This is a genomic window from Cobetia amphilecti (assembly GCF_020217465.1).
In the GTDB taxonomy this organism is placed as follows: Bacteria; Pseudomonadota; Gammaproteobacteria; order Pseudomonadales; family Halomonadaceae; genus Cobetia; species Cobetia amphilecti.
The window spans coordinates 3,803,198-3,822,901 of sequence record NZ_CP084115.1; the positions used below are offsets into that span (position 1 = coordinate 3,803,198).

Annotated in this window: 10 protein-coding genes, 2 tRNA genes and 3 rRNA genes; 2 read left to right on the forward strand and 13 right to left on the reverse strand. The window is 60.2% G+C overall.

The genetic code is table 11. From position 1 onward, the window contains the following. Positions 1-165 precede the first annotated feature (165 nt). A complete protein-coding gene (locus tag LCW13_RS15840) occupies positions 166-1,419 on the reverse strand; it encodes an OmpP1/FadL family transporter (RefSeq protein ID WP_225347366.1) in 1,254 nt (417 codons plus the stop codon). A 443-nt stretch (positions 1,420-1,862) separates the two neighbouring features. Between LCW13_RS15840 and LCW13_RS15845 the strand changes: the two genes are divergently transcribed. Then, positions 1,863-2,318 (forward strand): MerR family DNA-binding protein, encoded by a 456-nt coding sequence (locus tag LCW13_RS15845; RefSeq protein WP_213113556.1) that lies wholly within the window; start codon positions 1,863-1,865, stop codon positions 2,316-2,318. After that, positions 2,315-5,125, forward strand: a complete 2,811-nt coding sequence (locus LCW13_RS15850; RefSeq protein ID WP_286782323.1) for a heavy metal translocating P-type ATPase — start codon at positions 2,315-2,317, stop codon at positions 5,123-5,125. Before LCW13_RS15845 ends, LCW13_RS15850 begins: the two co-directional genes overlap by 4 nt. A gap of 646 nt (positions 5,126-5,771) precedes the next feature. Here LCW13_RS15850 and rrf read toward each other — a convergent pair. The 12 genes from rrf to trmD form a co-directional block, all read right to left on the reverse strand. Next, positions 5,772-5,887: ribosomal RNA gene (rrf, locus tag LCW13_RS15855) — 5S ribosomal RNA — on the reverse strand. 137 nt (positions 5,888-6,024) lie between these two features. Beyond that, positions 6,025-8,910 (reverse strand): 23S ribosomal RNA (locus LCW13_RS15860). A gap of 233 nt (positions 8,911-9,143) precedes the next feature. Continuing rightward, positions 9,144-9,219 (reverse strand) — tRNA-Ala (locus LCW13_RS15865). A gap of 39 nt (positions 9,220-9,258) precedes the next feature. Continuing rightward, positions 9,259-9,335: transfer RNA gene (locus LCW13_RS15870), tRNA-Ile, on the reverse strand. A gap of 76 nt (positions 9,336-9,411) precedes the next feature. Continuing rightward, positions 9,412-10,952 (reverse strand): 16S ribosomal RNA (locus LCW13_RS15875). Together the 16S, 23S and 5S rRNA genes with 2 tRNA genes alongside form the textbook arrangement of a ribosomal RNA operon. Before the next feature lie 479 nt (positions 10,953-11,431). After that, complete coding sequence (locus LCW13_RS15880; RefSeq protein ID WP_225348188.1) at positions 11,432-13,237, reverse strand: single-stranded-DNA-specific exonuclease RecJ; 1,806 nt, start codon at positions 13,235-13,237, stop codon at positions 11,432-11,434. Between the two features lie 159 nt (positions 13,238-13,396). Further along, on the reverse strand, positions 13,397-14,788 hold the full coding sequence (thrC, locus tag LCW13_RS15885) for a threonine synthase (RefSeq protein WP_225347367.1): 1,392 nt from the start codon (positions 14,786-14,788) through the stop codon (positions 13,397-13,399). A 115-nt stretch (positions 14,789-14,903) separates the two neighbouring features. Then, positions 14,904-16,220: a homoserine dehydrogenase gene (locus LCW13_RS15890; protein ID WP_225347368.1), complete on the reverse strand. Its 1,317-nt coding sequence runs from the start codon at positions 16,218-16,220 to the stop codon at positions 14,904-14,906. A gap of 172 nt (positions 16,221-16,392) precedes the next feature. Next, positions 16,393-17,163, reverse strand: coding sequence for a DsbC family protein (locus tag LCW13_RS15895; RefSeq protein WP_213114777.1), 771 nt, complete (start codon positions 17,161-17,163; stop codon positions 16,393-16,395). Between the two features lie 39 nt (positions 17,164-17,202). Continuing rightward, the gene (gene xerD / locus LCW13_RS15900) at positions 17,203-18,108 is read right to left on the reverse strand and encodes a site-specific tyrosine recombinase XerD (RefSeq protein WP_225348189.1); all 906 of its coding nucleotides are present in this window, start codon (positions 18,106-18,108) and stop codon (positions 17,203-17,205) included. Between the two features lie 270 nt (positions 18,109-18,378). Beyond that, positions 18,379-18,735, reverse strand: coding sequence for a 50S ribosomal protein L19 (gene rplS / locus LCW13_RS15905; protein WP_043336437.1), 357 nt, complete (start codon positions 18,733-18,735; stop codon positions 18,379-18,381). 196 nt (positions 18,736-18,931) lie between these two features. Continuing rightward, positions 18,932-19,684, reverse strand: a complete 753-nt coding sequence (gene trmD, locus LCW13_RS15910) for a tRNA (guanosine(37)-N1)-methyltransferase TrmD (protein WP_043336440.1) — start codon at positions 19,682-19,684, stop codon at positions 18,932-18,934. Between the last annotated feature and the right edge of the window lie 20 nt (positions 19,685-19,704).

The window sequence follows — 19,704 nt, forward strand, 5'->3', positions numbered from 1 at the left end:
CGCTGGTGACGGTTCGCCAATGCTCGCGCTGAGGCGATAGTTCCGCCCTTGCCTGATGAACCCGGCAGAGACGACAAAAAACGCCCGGTCATATGACCGGGCGTTTTTTGTATCGGCTGTATCGGTTGTCCCGAGACCAGCTCAGCGTTTCAGCCGCTTACGTGCTCAGAAGCGATAGGTCGCGCCGAGACCGAAGCCATGCGCTTCATTCTCGTAATCGGCTTCATAGGTGCCACGGTTGGGCTCGCTCAGGCTGACGGTGGCAGTCTCTTCCCACAGGTAGGTGTAGGCCATGTCGATGGTCAGCTCCGGCATCGGCGTCCAGCCGGCCCCCAGCGAGAAGATGGTGCGATCACCGGACGGGATACGCGCGCTGCGATGCTCATCCACGGTCGGGCTGTCATCGAAGGCCATGCCGGTACGCAGCACCCACTGCGGATTGAGCTGATAGCTGAGGCCCACCGCGTACTGCCAGCTGTCCTCGTAGCCCTGCTCCTCGACGATGTCGCTCGTGTTGTCGACTTCCACCGCGATCTCGTCGAAGCGGCTCCAGTGCACCCAGGTCACGCCCGCCATCAGCGTCCAGCGATCATCCAGCTTGTGCGTCACGGAGAAGTCGATGCTTTCCGGCAGGGTCACGTCCAGCGACGCATCCTGCTCGGTATTCGCGAAGCCCGCGCCAGTGAAGACATTGTTGTACTTGGCCTCGCCATCCAGGCTGTAATCCACCTTGGAGCGATAGGACAGACCGAGACGGGTACTTTCCACCGGCTGGAAGATGACCCCGACGTTGTAGCCCCAGGCGGCATCGTCGCCCTTGATCTTGACCTTGCCATCGCCGGCGCCGACATCGACAGTATTCGACGTCAACTCACCCTTGATACTGTTGTAGGTCACACCGGCGCCGATGGCCCACTTGTCATTGATGCGATAGGAGATGGTCGGCTGGGCGGTGACCACCTCGACTTCACTGTAATTGGCGAAATAACGGCCACGGAAATCAGAACCATAATCGGTGATCACACCAAAGGGTGCGTAGACCCCGAAGCCCAGTGCTACCCGGTCATTCATCGGCTGCACGTAATAGAAGGAAGGCACTGCCGCCCCCGGCACCATGTCGCCGTCATCTCCCCCAGAGACTGTCTGATTTCGAGCGTCCTTTGCGCTGGCGACATCAATATCGGTATTGACGTCGAGATAGGTCACACCGCCGGTGATCTGGGCGCGATCCAGGAAGGACATGCCGGCCGGGTTGCCGAACACGGTGGAGGCATCATTGGCATTCGAGGCGCGCCCGGCGAAGGAGGTGCCCTGGGTACTGACACTCTGCTCGTTCAGCTGGAAGGCCCCCGCGTGAACGCCACCGGCATAAGCCGTGGCAGCCGCTGCCAGAGCGACCCCGAGGGTGAGTTTGTTCATCTTGTTTTTCATTATGGATGGCGTCCCATTGCAGGTGGCTGGAGAGCCGCATGTTGTTGTTATCATTCGTTGATGCATAGCTCTGTCACCTACGTTTTGGGCGAGTCGTGCGTTCAAGTCAAGGGCGAACGTTCGTTTGAATAGGGAGATTTCTAGTATTCAGGGAACTTTCATTCATGTCTGCACTGTCACGTGCTGCTAAGCCCATGACCTGACGACGATTTAGTGCCTTGTCTCCAGCGTTTAAAACACGACAGCCTCCTCTGCTCCCCCCTCTAGCCTATTGGTCGAACATCAGCTTTTTCGTATGTATCGGCTCGCTTGACCTATGTGCAACACATAAGTCTTACACTGATGATCAGTCACGGAACATTGGCTGCCGACAGACCTTCAGGGCAGCCGAATGCTCTCTCCGCCATTCTTGATCACCAGGAGATGATGCAATGAAAGTCGCCGAACTGGCCCGCGCGGGGGGCGTCACCGCCGAAACCGTTCGCCATTACACGCGCCAGGGGCTGATCACGGCCCGACGTGATCCCGTCAACAACTACCAGCGCTTCGATGAGCAGGCGCTGGTACGCCTCAAATTCATCAGTCAGGCACGCCAGCTGGGCTTCAGCCTTGCCGACATCAAACAGATTCTCGAGCAGGCGGACCAGCACGACTCGCCGTGCCCGCTGGTGCGTGACCTGCTGCGACAGCACCTGCCGAGAGTGCGCGAGCGCATTCGTGAGCTGGAAGCCCTCGCAGAGCGCATGGAGCACGCGCTGGATTGCTGGCAGGACCTGCCGGATGGCGTGCCGGACGGCAACAGCGTGTGCTGCCTGATCGAAGGCTTTCCACAGGACGTGCCCGACACCGCTTCCACTTCCAAACGCCGCGACGGGGGGCAATCATGATGACCACATCACTTCCCGAGACACGCCTTCTGCAGGCGCCAGGCATCCATTGTCAGGGCTGTGTCAGCAGGATTCGTCGTGCCCTGCAGGCGCAGGACCCGCAGGCCGAGTTGCTCGGCGCGCCTGACGCAGAGCTGTTGCTGATGCACAGTCAGCTGTCATCCACGGCACTGCAGGAAGTCGCGGACGACTGCGGCTACCCCCTCAAGGAGGAAGCCCTGCCGGAACGCGCCCATCACGATCTGTCGGTGTACGGCATGCACTGCCAGAAGTGCGTCGCCAGATTGCGCGAGGCCATCCAGCACTGGGATGAGGCTGCGCAAGTCACTGGCACGCCGAAAGAAGACATTCTCGACGTGGACACCTGTCTGCCGCGCGGGCTGCTCGAGAGAATCATCCTCGAGACGGACTATTCGCTTGAGGCCCCCACCGTGGAGGGGGAAGCTCAAGTCGCGCCGGCTGCTGATACGCCGGTCGTTGCAAACAAGACAGCGACTGCGAGCCAGCCAGCCGATAGCGCAAGCGCCGAGTTCTCACTGTCCGGCGTCACCTGCGCCAGCTGCGTGGCGACGATCCAGAAGGCACTGGATGGCCTGGATGGAGTGGAGCAGGCGCAGGTCAACTTCGCCTCGCGCACCGCCCAGGTCACGAGCCGCCTCGCTCCCGACGAGATCGTCTCTGCCATCGAAGGCGTCGGCTATGGGGCAAGCCTGGTGGAAGACGCGCAGGCCGGTGAGCAGCAACAGCAAGAGGACGCCGATCAGGAATATCGCTCTCGTGTCCGTGACAGCGTGCTGTCACTGGGCATTGGCATCCCCCTGATGATCAGCATGTTCTTCCATCATCCCGGCTTCGAGGGGCTCGAGCGCGGGGTGTGGCTGGCTATCGGCGTCGCCGTGCTGGGCGTGCTCGCCACGGCAGGACGCAGCTTCTTCACCAGCGCCTGGAAGGCCTTCACGCACCATCAGGCCAACATGGATACGTTGGTGGCGCTCGGTACCGGGGCGGCATGGCTTTACTCCATGGGCGTGCTGCTGTTTCCCGACAGCGTACCCCCGGCGGCGCGCGGGCTCTACTTTGAAGCCTCGACCATGATCATCGGCTTGATCAGCCTGGGGCAGGCACTGGAAGTCCGCGCCCGGGGCCGTACTCAGCAGGCGCTGCGCGCGCTGCTGGATCTGCAGACCCGCACGGCCCGCGTGATCCGCGACGGGGAAGAGCGCGAGATCGATATCAACGAGGTCCGCAGCGGGGACCAGGTGCGCATTCGCCCCGGTGAGCGCATCCCGGTGGATGGCCGGGTCATCGAGGGCCAGAGCCACATCGATGAATCGATGCTCAGCGGTGAGCCGCTGCCCGTGTCACGCGGTATCGGCGACGAGGTAGCCGCCGGTACGCTCAATACGCGTGGCAGTCTGGTCTTCGAAGTCGAGCGAGTCGGTAGCGAGACGCGCCTGGGACGCATCATCAGCCAGGTGCGTCAGGCGCAGAATTCGCGCCCGCCGATCGGCCGGCTGGCTGACACCATTTCCGGCGTATTCGTGCCCAGCGTGATGATCATCGCCATCGTCGCGGCGCTGGTGTGGTTCAACTTCGGGCCTGCGCCGACCGGCGTGCATATGCTGGTGGTCGCGACGGCGGTACTCGTCATCGCCTGCCCGTGTGCGCTGGGCCTGGCGACGCCGATCTCGACCATGATCGGGGTCGGCAAGGCGGCGGAACATGGCGTACTGGTACGCAGCGGTGAGGCACTGCAGACCGCCAGTCGCTTGACCGCACTGGTGGTCGACAAGACCGGCACCCTGACGCGCGGCAAGCCGGAGGTCACCGAGGTCTCGCTCCTCGAAGGGGAAGACGAGGAAACCGTACTGGATGCAGCATATGCACTGGAGCGGGGCTCCGAGCACCCGCTGGCCGCGGCACTGCTGGCACATATCGAAGCCAGACGCCCCGATGCCTCGCGCAGCAAGGCCTTCCATGACTACCAGACCATCAGCGGGCGCGGCATTCAGGCCCAGGACGATGCAGGGCGCACCTGGCGCATGGGCAACGCTGCCATGCTGGAAGAGGCAGGCATCAGCCTGACCCCTCTCAGCGAGCAGATCACAGCGCTGGAAGACAATGCGCGCACCTTGATCCTGATGGCCCGCGACGATGAATTGCTCGCCGTCTTCGGCCTGGCCGATCCGCTACGTGACGATAGCCGCGATGCCATCGCTCGCCTGCATGCCATCGGCCTCAAGGTGATCATGCTGACCGGTGACAACCCTCACACGGCAGCGGCCGTGGCGCGCGAGACCGGTATCGATGATTACCGTGCCGGCGTCTCGCCGGATGACAAGCACGACGAGATCGCGCGGCTGCAGCAGGAAGGTCATGTAGTGGGCATGGTCGGCGATGGCATCAATGATGCGCCGGCGCTGGCGCTGGCCGATGTCGGCTTCGCGATGGGCGAAGGTACCGACGTCGCCATCGAGACCGCCGGTATCACGTTGATGCAGCCGTCGCTGGGCGGGGTCGCGGATGCGATCGCGATCAGCCAGGCCACCCTGCGCAACATCAAGCAGAACCTGGTGGGGGCCTTCGGCTACAACCTGATCGGCATCCCGATTGCCGCGGGCATCCTCTACCCCTTCACGGGCATGTTGCTGTCGCCGGTCATCGCGGGACTGGCCATGTCCCTGTCCTCGGTCACCGTCGTGACCAATGCCAATCGTCTGCGTCGCTATACGCCCCCGAGTGCAGCTGGATCCGCAACGAGTAACCCTGAGAATACCGCCACCACCTCACAAGGAGCGTCAGCATGATCTGCATGGCCATCAATCTGCTAGGGCTCGGCCTGATCGCCGCCATTGTCTGGTGGTTCTGGCTCGCCAAGTCATGAAGCACACTCCAAGCCTTGCTCTGTAGTCGCTGAAATAGAGCAAACTGATCGCACAAGACAATCGCGCAAGATCATCATCTCAAAGCCCTGTCACACGCTGTGTGGCAGGGCTTTTTTCGTGACTGAGCCATGCTCAAAAGCGCACCAGACGGCTCTCGCAAGACTCGTATCGAGAGCGCTCATGGCATGCCGCCCAGTGGCTCCGAGACCCGTGTCACCCAACAGCACACGGGAGGGAAAGCAGCTGCCGCGAGTTCGTGTGGGTAGCTCCTGCACTGACGAATCTTGAGTTTTCCACAGCCGCTTTGCTCTTCTTTACCCCGAGCATCACTTCTTTACCCCGCTCGACCAAGGCGCCGAGAATGCAAAAACGCCCCTGCCACATCAGTGACAGGGGCGCTTCCTTTGAGCTTCTTTCTGCACAGCGGATCTGCTGACGTCTCTATGCGTGCCTTTCCACACATGTCACACATGGCTTATCCCACGCATGACCTTCACGCCTATGATTTTTCCTGCGCACAAAGAGAACCGCCCCTGCAGCAAGGCTACAGGGGCGGTTCGGGATAAGTGCCTGACGATGACCTACTCTCACATGGAGAAACTCCACACTACCATCGGCGCTAAGCGGTTTCACTTCCGAGTTCGGCATGGGATCGGGTGGTTCACGCTCGCTATGGTCGTCAGGCGAAACGGTGGCATCTTGCGATGCCTGAGTCTCGAGGCTTTTGGCCTCGCGACTCGCAATATGAATCATGCTGACCGATATGTCTCGATCCTGTCGCAATCCCGGCGGTTTGCCGAAGCAAACCCCTTGGGTGTTATATGGTCAAGCCTCACGGGCAATTAGTACTGGTTAGCTCAACACATTGCTGTGCTTCCACACCCAGCCTATCAACCTTGTAGTCTTCAAGGGCCCTTCAGGAGGCGCAAGGCCTCAGGGAAGTCTCATCTTGAAGGGGGCTTCCCGCTTAGATGCTTTCAGCGGTTATCCCGTCCGAACGTAGCTACCGGGCAATGCCATTGGCATGACAACCCGAACACCAGAGGTTCGTCCACTCCGGTCCTCTCGTACTAGGAGCAGCTCTTCTCAAACTTCCGACGCCCACGGCAGATAGGGACCGAACTGTCTCACGACGTTCTAAACCCAGCTCGCGTACCACTTTAAATGGCGAACAGCCATACCCTTGGGACCGACTTCAGCCCCAGGATGTGATGAGCCGACATCGAGGTGCCAAACACCGCCGTCGATGTGAACTCTTGGGCGGTATCAGCCTGTTATCCCCGGAGTACCTTTTATCCGTTGAGCGATGGCCCTTCCATACAGAACCACCGGATCACTAGAACCTACTTTCGTACCTGCTCGACGTGTCTGTCTCGCAGTCAAGCACCCTTATGCTCTTGCACTCAATGCACGATTTCCAACCGTGCTGAGGGTACCTTCGTGCTCCTCCGTTACTCTTTAGGAGGAGACCGCCCCAGTCAAACTACCCACCATACACTGTCCTCGATCCGGATAACGGACCTGAGTTAGAACGCCAATGATGTCAGGCTGGTATTTCAAGGTTGGCTCCACCGCATCTGGCGACGTGGTTTCAAAGCCTCCCAGCTATCCTACACAGACAACATCAGCATCCAGTGTAAAGCTATAGTAAAGGTTCACGGGGTCTTTCCGTCTAGCCGCGGGTACACAGCATCTTCACTGCGATTTCAATTTCACTGAGTCTCGGGTGGAGACAGCGTGGCCATCATTACGCCATTCGTGCAGGTCGGAACTTACCCGACAAGGAATTTCGCTACCTTAGGACCGTTATAGTTACGGCCGCCGTTTACCGGGGCTTCGATCAAGAGCTTCGCGTGAGCTAACCCCATCAATTAACCTTCCGGCACCGGGCAGGCGTCACACCCTATACGTCCGCTTGCGCGTTTGCAGAGTGCTGTGTTTTTAATAAACAGTTGCAGCCACCTGGTATCTTCGACCGGTAGGAGCTTACGGAGCAAGTCCTTCACTCGAACCGGTGCACCTTCTCCCGAAGTTACGGTGCCATTTTGCCTAGTTCCTTCACCCGAGTTCTCTCAAGCGCCTTGGTATTCTCTACCTGACCACCTGTGTCGGTTTGGGGTACGGTCGCATGTGATCTGAAGCTTAGAGGCTTTTCCTGGAAGCGTGGCATCGATGACTTCCTGACCGTGGTCAGTTCGTCTCGCATCTCGACCTCAGAGGAACCGGATTTGCCTGATTCCTCGGCCTACATGCTTTCACCAGGACAACCAACGCCTGGCTCACCTAGCCTTCTTCGTCCCCCCATCGCAACCACATCCGGTACGGGAATATTAACCCGTTTCCCATCGACTACGCGTTTCCGCCTCGCCTTAGGGGCCGACTCACTCTGCTCCGATTAACGTAGAACAGAAAACCTTGGTCTTCCGGCGGGGGAGTTTTTCACTCCCCTTATCGTTACTCATGTCAGCATTCGCACTCGTGATACCTCCAGCAGACTTCTCAATCCACCTTCATTGGCTTACACGACGCTCCTCTACCGCTCATCCAGAGGATGAACCCGTAGCTTCGGTACCTGATTTAGCCCCGTTATATCTTCCGCGCAGGCCGACTCGACTAGTGAGCTATTACGCTTTCTTTAAAGGATGGCTGCTTCTAAGCCAACCTCCTAGCTGTCTGAGCCTTCCCACATCGTTTCCCACTTAATCAGGATTTTGGGACCTTAGCTGACGGTCTGGGTTGTTTCCCTTTTCACAACGGACGTTAGCACCCGCTGTGTGTCTCCCACGCTGCACTCACTGGTATTCGGAGTTTGCCTCGGGTTGGTAAGTCGGGATGACCCCCTAGCCGAAACAGTGCTCTACCCCCAGCGGTGATACGTGAGGCGCTACCTAAATAGCTTTCGAGGAGAACCAGCTATCTCCGGGCTTGATTAGCCTTTCACTCCGATCCACAGCTCATCCCAGCATTTTTCAACATACTTGGGTTCGGGCCTCCAATTGATGTTACTCAATCTTCACCCTGGCCATGGATAGATCGCCCGGTTTCGGGTCTATACCCTGCGACTGGTCGCCCAGTTAAGACTCGGTTTCCCTACGCCTCCCCTATACGGTTAAGCTCGCCACAGAATATAAGTCGCTGACCCATTATACAAAAGGTACGCGGTCACACCACGAAGGTGCTCCCACTGCTTGTACGCATACGGTTTCAGGATCTATTTCACTCCCCTCGCCGGGGTTCTTTTCGCCTTTCCCTCACGGTACTGGTTCACTATCGGTCAGCCAGGAGTATTTAGCCTTGGAGGATGGTCCCCCCATGTTCAGTCAAGGTTTCTCGTGCCCCGACCTACTCGATTTCACGTGACTCAGACTTCGACTACGGGACTATCACCCTGTATCGTCAAGCTTCCCAGCTTGTTCGTCTGTCAGTTGTCACGCTTAAGGGCTGGTCCCCGTTCGCTCGCCGCTACTTGGGGAATCTCGGTTGATTTCTTTTCCTCCGGGTACTTAGATGTTTCAGTTCCCCGGGTTTGCCTCTATAGGTTATGTATTGGCCTATAGATACTCACCTGATGGTGAGTGGGTTTCCCCATTCGGAAATCGTTGGGTCGCAGGGTATTTGCCACCTCGCCAACGCTTATCGCAGGCTATCACGTCCTTCATCGCCTCTGGCTGCCAAGGCATCCACCGTATGCGCTTAATCGCTTGACCATATAACCCCAAGGGGTCTGTCAAGGATTACGAATCTGTCGGACCTCTCCGACATATCGTTTTGATAGACATGCGCTTGGCGCACACATCTATCGTCAGCATGATTCACATTGTTAAAGAGCGGCTGTTCAGAGAACAGTGAGAAGTCACACAACCTTCACGAGGAAGGCGATATGCTTGTCACTGTGGACTGTGCAGCGTTATCAGGTAGTAGAAGCTGAACCGGACTTTCATGGTGGAGCCAAGCGGGATCGAACCGCTGACCTCCTGCGTGCAAGGCAGGCGCTCTCCCAGCTGAGCTATGGCCCCAAAGTCGGCAAAACCGTGTCGACAAAAGCACGAAGCTTTTGGTGGGTCTGGGCAGATTTGAACTGCCGACCTCACCCTTATCAGGGGTGCGCTCTAACCAACTGAGCTACAGACCCGACACTACTACTCGATAAACTAACTTGATCAGGTAATTCGTTGTGAGCACTTGCCGCGAGCGATAGACAGTGTCGATAAGGAGGTGATCCAGCCCCAGGTTCCCCTAGGGCTACCTTGTTACGACTTCACCCCAGTCATGAACCACACCGTGGTGATCGCCCTCCCGAAGGTTAGGCTAACCACTTCTGGTGCAGTCCACTCCCATGGTGTGACGGGCGGTGTGTACAAGGCCCGGGAACGTATTCACCGTGGCATTCTGATCCACGATTACTAGCGATTCCGACTTCATGGAGTCGAGTTGCAGACTCCAATCCGGACTGAGGCAAGCTTTATGGGATTGGCTCCACTTCGCAGTATTGCAACCCTTTGTACTTGCCATTGTAGCACGTGTGTAGCCCTACCCGTAAGGGCCATGATGACTTGACGTCGTCCCCACCTTCCTCCGGTTTGTCACCGGCAGTCTCCTTAGAGTTCCCGACATTACTCGCTGGCAAATAAGGATAGGGGTTGCGCTCGTTACGGGACTTAACCCAACATTTCACAACACGAGCTGACGACAGCCATGCAGCACCTGTCTCAGAGTTCCCGAAGGCACCAATCCATCTCTGGAAAGTCCTCTGGATGTCAAGGGTAGGTAAGGTTCTTCGCGTTGCATCGAATTAAACCACATGCTCCACCGCTTGTGCGGGCCCCCGTCAATTCATTTGAGTTTTAACCTTGCGGCCGTACTCCCCAGGCGGTCAACTTATTGCGTTAGCTGCGCCACTAAGTCCTCAAGGGACCCAACGGCTAGTTGACATCGTTTACGGCGTGGACTACCAGGGTATCTAATCCTGTTTGCTACCCACGCTTTCGCACCTCAGTGTCAGTGTCAGTCCAGAAGGCCGCCTTCGCCACTGGTATTCCTCCCGATCTCTACGCATTTCACCGCTACACCGGGAATTCTACCTTCCTCTCCTGCACTCTAGCCAAGCAGTTCCAGATGCCGTTCCCAGGTTGAGCCCGGGGCTTTCACACCTGGCTGACTTAGCCACCTACGCGCGCTTTACGCCCAGTAATTCCGATTAACGCTTGCACCCTCCGTATTACCGCGGCTGCTGGCACGGAGTTAGCCGGTGCTTCTTCTGCGAGTGATGTCTTTCCTCGGGAGTATTAATCCCAAGGCGTTCTTCCTCGCTGAAAGTGCTTTACAACCCGAAGGCCTTCTTCACACACGCGGCATGGCTGGATCAGGCTTTCGCCCATTGTCCAATATTCCCCACTGCTGCCTCCCGTAGGAGTCTGGGCCGTGTCTCAGTCCCAGTGTGGCTGATCATCCTCTCAGACCAGCTACGGATCGTCGCCTTGGTGAGCCATTACCTCACCAACAAGCTAATCCGACATGGGCTCATCCGATAGCGCAAGGTCCGAAGATCCCCTGCTTTCTCCCGTAGGACGTATGCGGTATTAGCCTGAGTTTCCCCAGGTTGTCCCCCACTATCGGGCAGATTCCCATGCATTACTCACCCGTCCGCCGCTCGACGCCTCCTAGCAAGCTAGGATCGTTTCCGCTCGACTTGCATGTGTTAAGCCTGCCGCCAGCGTTCAATCTGAGCCATGATCAAACTCTTCAGTTGAAAGCTTGATAGTCTGTTAAGCAGACCAAACTTGGTTCAGAGTCAAACTTCTCGTGAGAGGCTTGCTCCGATATTTGGTGACCTTGTCACCACTCATCGGCAAGCGCTCACACGAATTACCTGATCAAATTTTTAAAGAGCGTCGCTGCTAAGCGAGGAGGCATATTCTACCCGGAACGCTTGAGAAGTCAAGCACTTGATGATGAGTCGGTCGACTGCCTCTAAGCATCATCAAGCGGTGAGGAGCGTTGCTCGACCACCTGTTCCGTAAGGAGTGCGGCGTATTCTAGCGAATCGCCCGGGATTGTCAATCGATGATGTCGAAGCGGACTTCAAAACATCAAGAAAAACAATCACCTGCAAACCTCTTTCACCGCTGGTAACGCCATGCGTCCCCGGCAGCGGATGCGTACTTTACGCAGGAATCGGCTTGATGGCAAGAGCTTTTTGGCCAGATATCGCTGTCAATTCAAACAAGCTCATGCAGGCACTGCGTGCTCCAGCATCAACTGCAGTGACTCCCTCCCCCGCCAGCGGTTGCGCGACAACTTGTAAGCACACTTCAGAGAGGCCCCAACGCCGAATGCCGGCGATTCCCCCGGCGACAGCGCACGGAACCAGATCGCCTTGAGGCGCGTACGCCCGAGCGAAAGTTCCAATGACAGGTGCGTGCCATCGGCACCTACCGGCCTGAGGCTCTCGACCAGAAAGCTGCCCTCGAAGAGAGGCGCCTCGAACTCACGCCCGAAGGGCGCCAGACACTCGAGCTCATCCAGCGTTTCCAGACTCAACTGCCCTTCCACCAGCTCACCATCGCTGAGAATCAAGGGGTTGAGCGCCCTCTCCCCCAACTGCTCCGCGGCTGCCTGTTGCAAGGCACGAGTGAAGGTATCCTTTTCCGCCAGCGGCAAGCCCACGCCGGCGGCGCCGCGATGCCCACCGAAACGCGGCAGACACTGCGGCGCGAGATCATGGGCACGCTGCAGCGCATCCCGCAGGTGCAATCCTTCGATGGAGCGTCCGGAGCCCGTCAACATGCCGGGCACCGCGGCTGGTGTCAGCACGACGGTCGGTCGCCCGAACTGCTGCACCAGGCGCGAAGCGACAATGCCCTGCACCCCGGGATGACCATCCTCCAGGTGGACCACGATCACCTGATGCCCTTCCCGCAAGGAGGTGAGCGCCAGGGCACGCGCCGACTCCACCATCTCGGCCTCGATCGCCTTGCGTGACTGGTTGTCCTGATCGAGCACTTCCAGTGCACGCTGCGCTGCGCCATCTTCCCGCGCCAACATGAAATGCAGCGCGGCGTACGGGTCATCCAGACGCGAGCGGGCATTGATACGCGGCCCCATCTGGAAGGCCAGCGTCTCGGCATTGAAGGGCACGCTATCCGCCCCGAGCCGCTCTGCCATCGCGCGCCAGCAGGGTTCCTGCATGCGGTTGATCAACGTGAGGCCGAGATTGACCACCGCGCGATTGATCGCACTGCCCCCCAGCGACACACAGTCCGCCACCGTCCCCAGCGCCACATACGACAGCCACGGCGACAGCTTGGGGGCATCGCTCGGCAACCTGCCCTGTTCGATCAAGACGTTACGGGTCAATGACATCGTCAGCCAGGCGACCATGCAGCCGGCAATGGTCGCGTCGGGATAGGCGCAGTCATCTCGTGTCGGATTGACGGTCGCGTAGGCGGAAGCCGGCGGCCCTTCCTGAGGCAACGCATGGTGATCCGTCACCACCACCTCTATCCCCGCCTCCTTGAGCAACGCCAGACGCGCCTCATCACTGGAGCCGCAGTCCGCGGTCACGATCAGAGACGGACGCGGTGACAGCGTCATGATGCGCTCGACCAGCGGCAGACTGATGCCATAGCCATCATGGATGCGATGGCCGATCAGACTGTGCACGCGGTCGTTGGGCACATCGAACAGCTCGGTCAGCGTGCGCAGCATCACCACATGCGAGGTGATGCCGTCCACGTCATAGTCGGTGAGGATGCCGATATGCTCCCCCTCGGCGACGGCGCGCGCGATGCGCTCTGCCGCGCGCCGGCCATCGGCCAGCCGTTCGGGATGCTCGATATGCCGGAGTGCCGGCGTGACCAACGCCTCCAGGGGCGCCTTGCAGCTCTCCAGCGTCAGACGCCCTGCCAGCACACGTGCCTGCAATTCGCTGAGCCCGGTCGCGATGCCCTGCTGATAGAGACGCTCGTCACGCACGCGCGGCTGAATGACCCGCGCAATGCTGGCCGCAAGCGTGCGCTCGTCCGGACGACTCATGGAATCTTGCGAGAATGGGGGCGACACGGGGGAAGTGACAGACATGGAGAGCTCCTGACAAACGACATGGCCGTCATCTCGGCAGCGGACTGCAGACATGACGGCCATGAAAAGATGACTGCCGATCACCCCGAGCGGGCCAACCGGCAGTTGCTGCAATCACCCGCGGCGATTCTCGCGCACGAAGTCCTGCACTGCCGCCAACTCCGCCGGCAGTACGCTGTAACGCTCCTCGCGCTCCAGCAGGTCATGCAGATGCGGCGGCAGATCGACGCCAGCAAAGCCGGCACGCGCCACGGCTTCGGCAAACTTGGCCGGATGCGCCGTCGCCAGCGTGATCATCGGCGTCGCGCTATCGGTACGGCAGACCTCAGCCGCACGATAGCCGGTTGCCGTATGCGGATCGAGAATCTCGCCGGTGCGATGGTGCGCCTCACGGATGACCTCGAGGATCGTCTCGTCATCGACACTGTGACTGGAGAACAGCTCACGCAGCTTCGCCAGCGGGGCATCCGCCAGTGCTGCCGGTTCCCGCGAGAAGTGCTCGAGCAGCTCACGGATCGCCTGACCATCGCGGCCATAGGCTTCGAACAGCAGACGTTCGAAGTTGGAGGACACCACGATATCCATCGACGGTGCCAGCGTCGCCTTCAGCTCCTGACGCGAGAAGTCATTGGAGGAGATGGTGCGATGCAGGATGTCGTTGGCGTTGGTGGCGATCACCAGCTGGCGCACCGGCAGCCCCATGCGCGAGGCCAGATAGCCGGCAAAGATGTTGCCGAAGTTGGCCGACGGCACCGTGAAACTGACCTGACGCGCCGGAGCGCCCAGCGCCACACCGGCGGCCACGTAGTAGACGGTCTGGGCCATGATGCGCGCCCAGTTGATCGAGTTGACCGCGACCAGACGCGTGCCGTTCAGGAAGTCCTGATCGGCGAAGCTGGCCTTCACCATCGCCTGGGCATCATCGAAGTTGCCTTCGATGGCGATGTTGAAGACGTTGGGCGCCAGCACGGAGGTCATCTGGCGGCGCTGCACTTCGGAGACACGGTTGTGCGGATGCAGAATGAAGATATCCACATGATCGCAGGCACGGCAGCCCTCGATGGCGGCGGAGCCGGTATCACCGGAGGTCGCGCCCATGATCACCGCACGCTCGCCGCGCTTGGCAAGGAAGTGATCCAGCAGGCGACCCAGCAGCTGCAGCGCGACATCCTTGAAGGCCAGTGTCGGGCCGTGGAACAGCTCCAGCAGGTAATGGTTGCTGTCGAGCTGATTGAGCGGCACGACGGCATCGTGACTGAAGGTTGCGTAGGTCTCGCGCACGATGTCACGGAAGGTCTCGCCATCGATGGCGCCATCGACGAAGGGCTTCATGACACGGAAGGCGATTTCCGCGTAGGACTCACCGGCCATCGCCGTCAGCTCATCGGCGCTGAACTGCGGCAGGGTTTCCGGCACGTACAGACCGCCATCACTGGCAAGCCCCGTGAGAACCACATCTTCAAAACCGAGCGCCGGCGCCTGGCCGCGCGTGGAGATATAACGCATGTCGTGTCTTCCCGTGGCTCTTGCCACCGTTATGATTCTTGCTCTTCCGGCCTGCGCCGGCTGCCCAGCGGGGCGGTGCCATCACCGTCGATAGCCCCGCCCCGTTTGCCCGCGATCAGGCGTTGTCGTCGAGATCCTCGACACGAATGCGCACCACGGAACCGGCGACATCCACCAGCGCTTCCAGCTGACGAATCGCTTCGTTCATGTGCAGTTCGCGCGCACGGTGCGTGAGCAGAATGATCGGCACCAGCTCCCCTTCGGTGGCTTCCTTCTGGATGATCGCCTCGATGGAGATGCCCTGCTCGGAGAGGATCGACGCGACACGCGCCAACACGCCCGGGCGGTCCACTGCGTGCAGACGCAGATAGCAGGCCGTCTCGATCTCTTCCATCGGCAGGATCGGCAGGGTGTCGCCGTGCTGATTGATCTCGGCGAAGGCCAGATACGGCACACGGTAGCGGTGGTCGGTGGCGATATCGCGCGCCACGTCGAGCAGGTCCGCGACCACGGCAGAGGCCGTCGGCTCGGCACCGGCGCCGGCACCGTAGTAAAGGGTCGGGCCGACAGCGTCGCCCATCACCTCGATGGCATTCTTGACGCCATGCACATTGGCCAGCAGACGTCCCTTGGGAATCAGCGTCGGATGCACGCGCAGCTCGAGGCCCTTGGCCGTGGCGCGGGTGATGCCCAGATGCTTGATGATGTAGCCCAGGTTATCGGCCTGCTCGATGTCCTCGGCCGTGATGCGCGAGATGCCTTCGGTGTAGGCCTTGTCGAACTGCAGCGGCACGCCGAAGGCAATCGAGGCCAGGATGGTCAGCTTGTGCGCGGCATCGATGCCTTCGACATCGAAGGTCGGATCGGCTTCGGCATAGCCCAGCGCCTGCGCCTCGGCCAGCACGTCCTCGAAGCTGCGACCTTCATCACGCATCGCGCTGAGGATGAAGTTGCCGGTGCCGTTGATGATGCCGGCCAGCCACTGGATGCGGTTGGCACCCAGGCCTTCACGCAGCGACTTGATGACGGGAATGCCACCGGCCACTGCGGCTTCGAAGGCCACCATCACGCCTTTCTCGGCGGCGGCACGGAAGATCTCGTTGCCGTGGACGGCGATCAGCGCCTTGTTGGCGGTCACGACATGCTTGCCGTTGGCGATGGCTTCCATCACCAACTGATAGGCGACATCGTAGCCGCCGATCAGCTCGACCAGCACATCGACCTCGGGATTGCGCGCGACCTCGAAGATGTCGTGCGTGCGGCTGACGCCGGTGATATCGCAGTCAGGATTGTCGCGTCGTGCGCCGACCTGTTCGACGATGATCGGGCGTCCAGCACGACGCGCAATCTCATCGGCATTGCGAATCAGCACGTTATAAGTGCCGCCGCCTACGGTCCCTAGACCACAGATTCCTACTTTCACCGGTTTCAACGTCGCTTTCCTCTCTTGTTACGGTATCCAGCCTTGAGGGCCGCGCCACTGTCAGCGACGGCCTTGCCGATCTCACGTCGGTCTATTATCCAGACATCCTGCACGTACGTCTGTCGTGACCACGGTAGCAAGGCAGGACGCCCTGTCAACGCGCAGTCTTGTCGCCTGTGGTTCAGTCATCGATGCCCAGCATGCTGGCAAGACGCTCCACGGGCAGGTAGCCCGGCACCATCTGGCCATCCGGCATCACGATGGCCGGGGTACCCTGCACTCCCATGCGCGTGCCCAGCTGATACTGGCTTTGCACCGGCGCATCGCAGCTGGCCGCCTGCTTGGGCACTTCGCCTTCATTCTTGATCTGGTTCATCGCCTCGGTGGGATTGTCCGCACACCACACCTGCGCCAGCTCACGCGCGCCCTGCGAGCGCATGCCACCGCGCGGGAAGGCCAGATAGCGCACTTCGATGCCACGTGCATTGAGTTCCGGCACTTCCTGGTGCAGCTTGCGGCAATACGGGCAGGTGGTATCGGTGAATACACTGATCACCGCCTTGACCTCACCCGCCGGGCGGAAGATGACCATATCATCTTCACTGACCTCGGCCAGCAGCTCGAGGCGCTCGCCATTGGCCTTCTGCTCGCTGAGATTGACCAGCCCCTTGTCGCCATCATTGCGGTACATCTCACCCACGATCAGATGCTTGCCGTCGATATCGGTAAAGAAGCTCTCGCCACTGGTCAGGCGCACCTCATAGAGGCCGTCGATGGGGCTTGAGGCCAGTGATTCGACCGGCAGCGGCTGGCCATTGACGACGAGCTTGTCGCGCAGATCATCCAGCGCATCAGCCTGGGCCAATGGCGCCACAAGCGTCAGCACGGCGCCGGCGCTCAGGAGGCGGATCGCACGGGACAGGGCCTGCGGACGACGGAAAGACTTGCTCATCAAACACTCCTTGGCGTCCGCGCGCAGAGGGAAGGACACTCAGCCACGCGGATGATGTTCGGCATGCAGACGCTCCAGACGCGCCTGGGCCACATGGGTATAGATCTGGGTCGTGGAAAGATCACGATGTCCCAGCAACAGCTGCACGACACGCAGGTTGGCACCGTGATTGAGCAGGTGCGTGGCGAAGGCATGGCGCAGCGTATGCGGTGACAGAGGCTTGCTGATGGCCGCAGTCACGGCGTGACGCCGGATGCGATGCCAGAAGGTCTGTCGCGTCATGGCCTTGTCGTGTCGGCCGGGAAACAGTGCCGGACGCGTCTGGTCGGCCATCATCGCAGGTCGGCCAACGGACAGCCAGCGTGACAACCAGTCACAGGCCTCCTCGCCCAGCGGCACCAGCCGCTCACGATCGCCCTTGCCGGTGACACGCACGACACCCTGGCGCAGATTGAGCGCATCGACACTCAGGTTGACCAGCTCGCTGATGCGCAGGCCCGCTCCATAGAGCACTTCGAGCATGGTGCGATCACGCAGCCCGATGGGCGTCTCGAGATCCGGTGCCTCCAGCAGGCGCTCGACCTCCTCCTCATCCAGCGTGCCCGGCAGGCTGGGAATCACGCGCGGCAGGCGTACCTCATGCAGCGGGTCCGCCTCGATCATGCCTTCGGCCAGCGCCCAGCGATAGAAGCGCCGCAATGCCGACAGCAGACGCGCCGTGGAGCGCAGCGCATGTGACTCACGCCGCGAGTCACAGAAGGCCTGCACCTGCTGCGGTGCCACGCTCAGCAACGGCACCGTGTCAGCGCCCGTCTCCGCCTGATCGGCCAACCAGCGCCGCCAGGCCGTGAGATCACTGCGATAGGCGCCGAGCGTATTGTCACTGGCACCCCGCTCTAGCCACAACGTATCGAGAAAGGCCTCGACCAACGCATCGTCGTCCATCATTCCCGCTTCCCCGTCCTGAATGACGCGCCATCCGCGCTCGCCGTGGCCATCATGTACCGCGGCACCTGGCCTGCGTGAGCCTCGATTCTACCGTGATGCCCTGACGATGAAATGAACCCGCTGCAAGTCATAGCGGATTTCCCTGGTGCACAAACACGAAGACCCCGCCATGCGATGCATGGCGGGGTCTTCATATGGCGGAGGAGCAAGTGGCAATTCGCTCCCCCGCAGTACTGCCGAGTTCTGCAGTCAGGGAATGCGGAGCGCTTAGCCCAGCTTTTCCTTGATGCGTGCAGACTTGCCGCTACGCTCACGGAGGTAGTACAGCTTGGCCTGACGGACGTCACCACGACGCTTGACGTCGATAGCGGCAACCTGCGGGCTGTAAGTCTGGAAGGTACGCTCGACGCCCACACCGTGGGAGATCTTGCGGACGGTGAAGGCGGAGTTCAGACCGCGGTTACGCTTGCCGATCACCACGCCTTCGAAGGCCTGCAGACGCTCGCGAGTACCTTCGACGACCTTGACCTGGACGACGATGGTGTCGCCCGGTGCAAAGGCCGGGATTTCCTTGGCCATCTGCTCGTTTTCGATCGCCTGGATCAGTTTATTCTTGCTGCTCATCGCTAGCTCCAAATTCGTTAGCATCAACCCTGGGATTGATGTTCGTCATGACCCCGGCACCGCAAACGGCCTTGAACACGGGGATCGACCTTGTGTGTGACGCGCCACGGAACTCCCGCAAGATGACTCCGGGCCGTGCCGCACCTCCGCCACGGTGGCGGCCTTCTCCTGACTGCGAACCTTCGGTTCGCAGCGGTCAGGCCTTGCCTTTCCGGGCGTGCTGCGCGATGAACTCGTCGAGCAGCTTGCGCTCCTCACGAGTCAACGTGCGACTCTCCAGCAAATCCGGACGCCTGAGCCAGGTACGTCCCAGAGACTGCTGCAACCGCCAGCGCTTGATCAGGGCATGATTGCCACTGAGCAGAACATCCGGCACCCGCTTGCCGTCGATGACTTCAGGGCGGGTATAGTGCGGACAATCGAGCAGGCCATCGGTGAAGGAATCCTCCTCCGCGCTGGCTTCATGCCCGAGTACGCCCGGCACCAGGCGTGCCACCGTATCGATCAGGACCATGGCCGGCAGTTCCCCGCCAGACAGGACGTAATCGCCGATCGACCACTCCTCGTCGATCTCCTCTTCCACCACGCGCTCATCAATGCCTTCATAGCGTCCGGCCACCACGATCAGACGCTCTTGCGTCGCCAGTTCGCGGGCACCGGCCTGATCCAGCTTGCGGCCTTGCGGGGAGAGATAGATCACACGAGCGTTGTCACCGCCAGCGGCGCGGGCGTCACGAATGGCGCCACGCAGGGTCTCGACCTTCATCAACATGCCGGGACCACCGCCGTAGGGACGATCATCGACCGTACGGTGCCTGTCGGTGGCGTAGTCGCGAGGATTCCAGAAATCGACCTCGAGCAGGCCCTTGTCGACCGCTCGGCCGGTCACGCCACTGGCGGTAATCGCCGTGAACATTTCCGGAAACAGGCTCACTACACCAATCCACACAGGCGTCAGCTCTCTGTGCT

What these genes read in the sequence shown, in the direction of transcription:
- xerD (WP_225348189.1), bottom strand. Translation starts at nt 18,108, where the DNA reads ATGGACGACGATGCGTTGGTCGAGGCCTTTCTCGATACGTTGTGGCTA.
- LCW13_RS15840 (WP_225347366.1), bottom strand. Translation starts at nt 1,419, where the DNA reads ATGAACAAACTCACCCTCGGGGTCGCTCTGGCAGCGGCTGCCACGGCT.
- LCW13_RS15880 (WP_225348188.1), bottom strand. Translation starts at nt 13,237, where the DNA reads ATGAGTCGTCCGGACGAGCGCACGCTTGCGGCCAGCATTGCGCGGGTC.
- thrC (WP_225347367.1), bottom strand. Translation starts at nt 14,788, where the DNA reads ATGCGTTATATCTCCACGCGCGGCCAGGCGCCGGCGCTCGGTTTTGAA.
- LCW13_RS15845 (WP_213113556.1), top strand. Translation starts at nt 1,863, where the DNA reads ATGAAAGTCGCCGAACTGGCCCGCGCGGGGGGCGTCACCGCCGAAACC.
- LCW13_RS15850 (WP_286782323.1), top strand. Translation starts at nt 2,315, where the DNA reads ATGATGACCACATCACTTCCCGAGACACGCCTTCTGCAGGCGCCAGGC.
- rplS (WP_043336437.1), bottom strand. Translation starts at nt 18,735, where the DNA reads ATGAGCAGCAAGAATAAACTGATCCAGGCGATCGAAAACGAGCAGATG.
- LCW13_RS15895 (WP_213114777.1), bottom strand. Translation starts at nt 17,163, where the DNA reads ATGAGCAAGTCTTTCCGTCGTCCGCAGGCCCTGTCCCGTGCGATCCGC.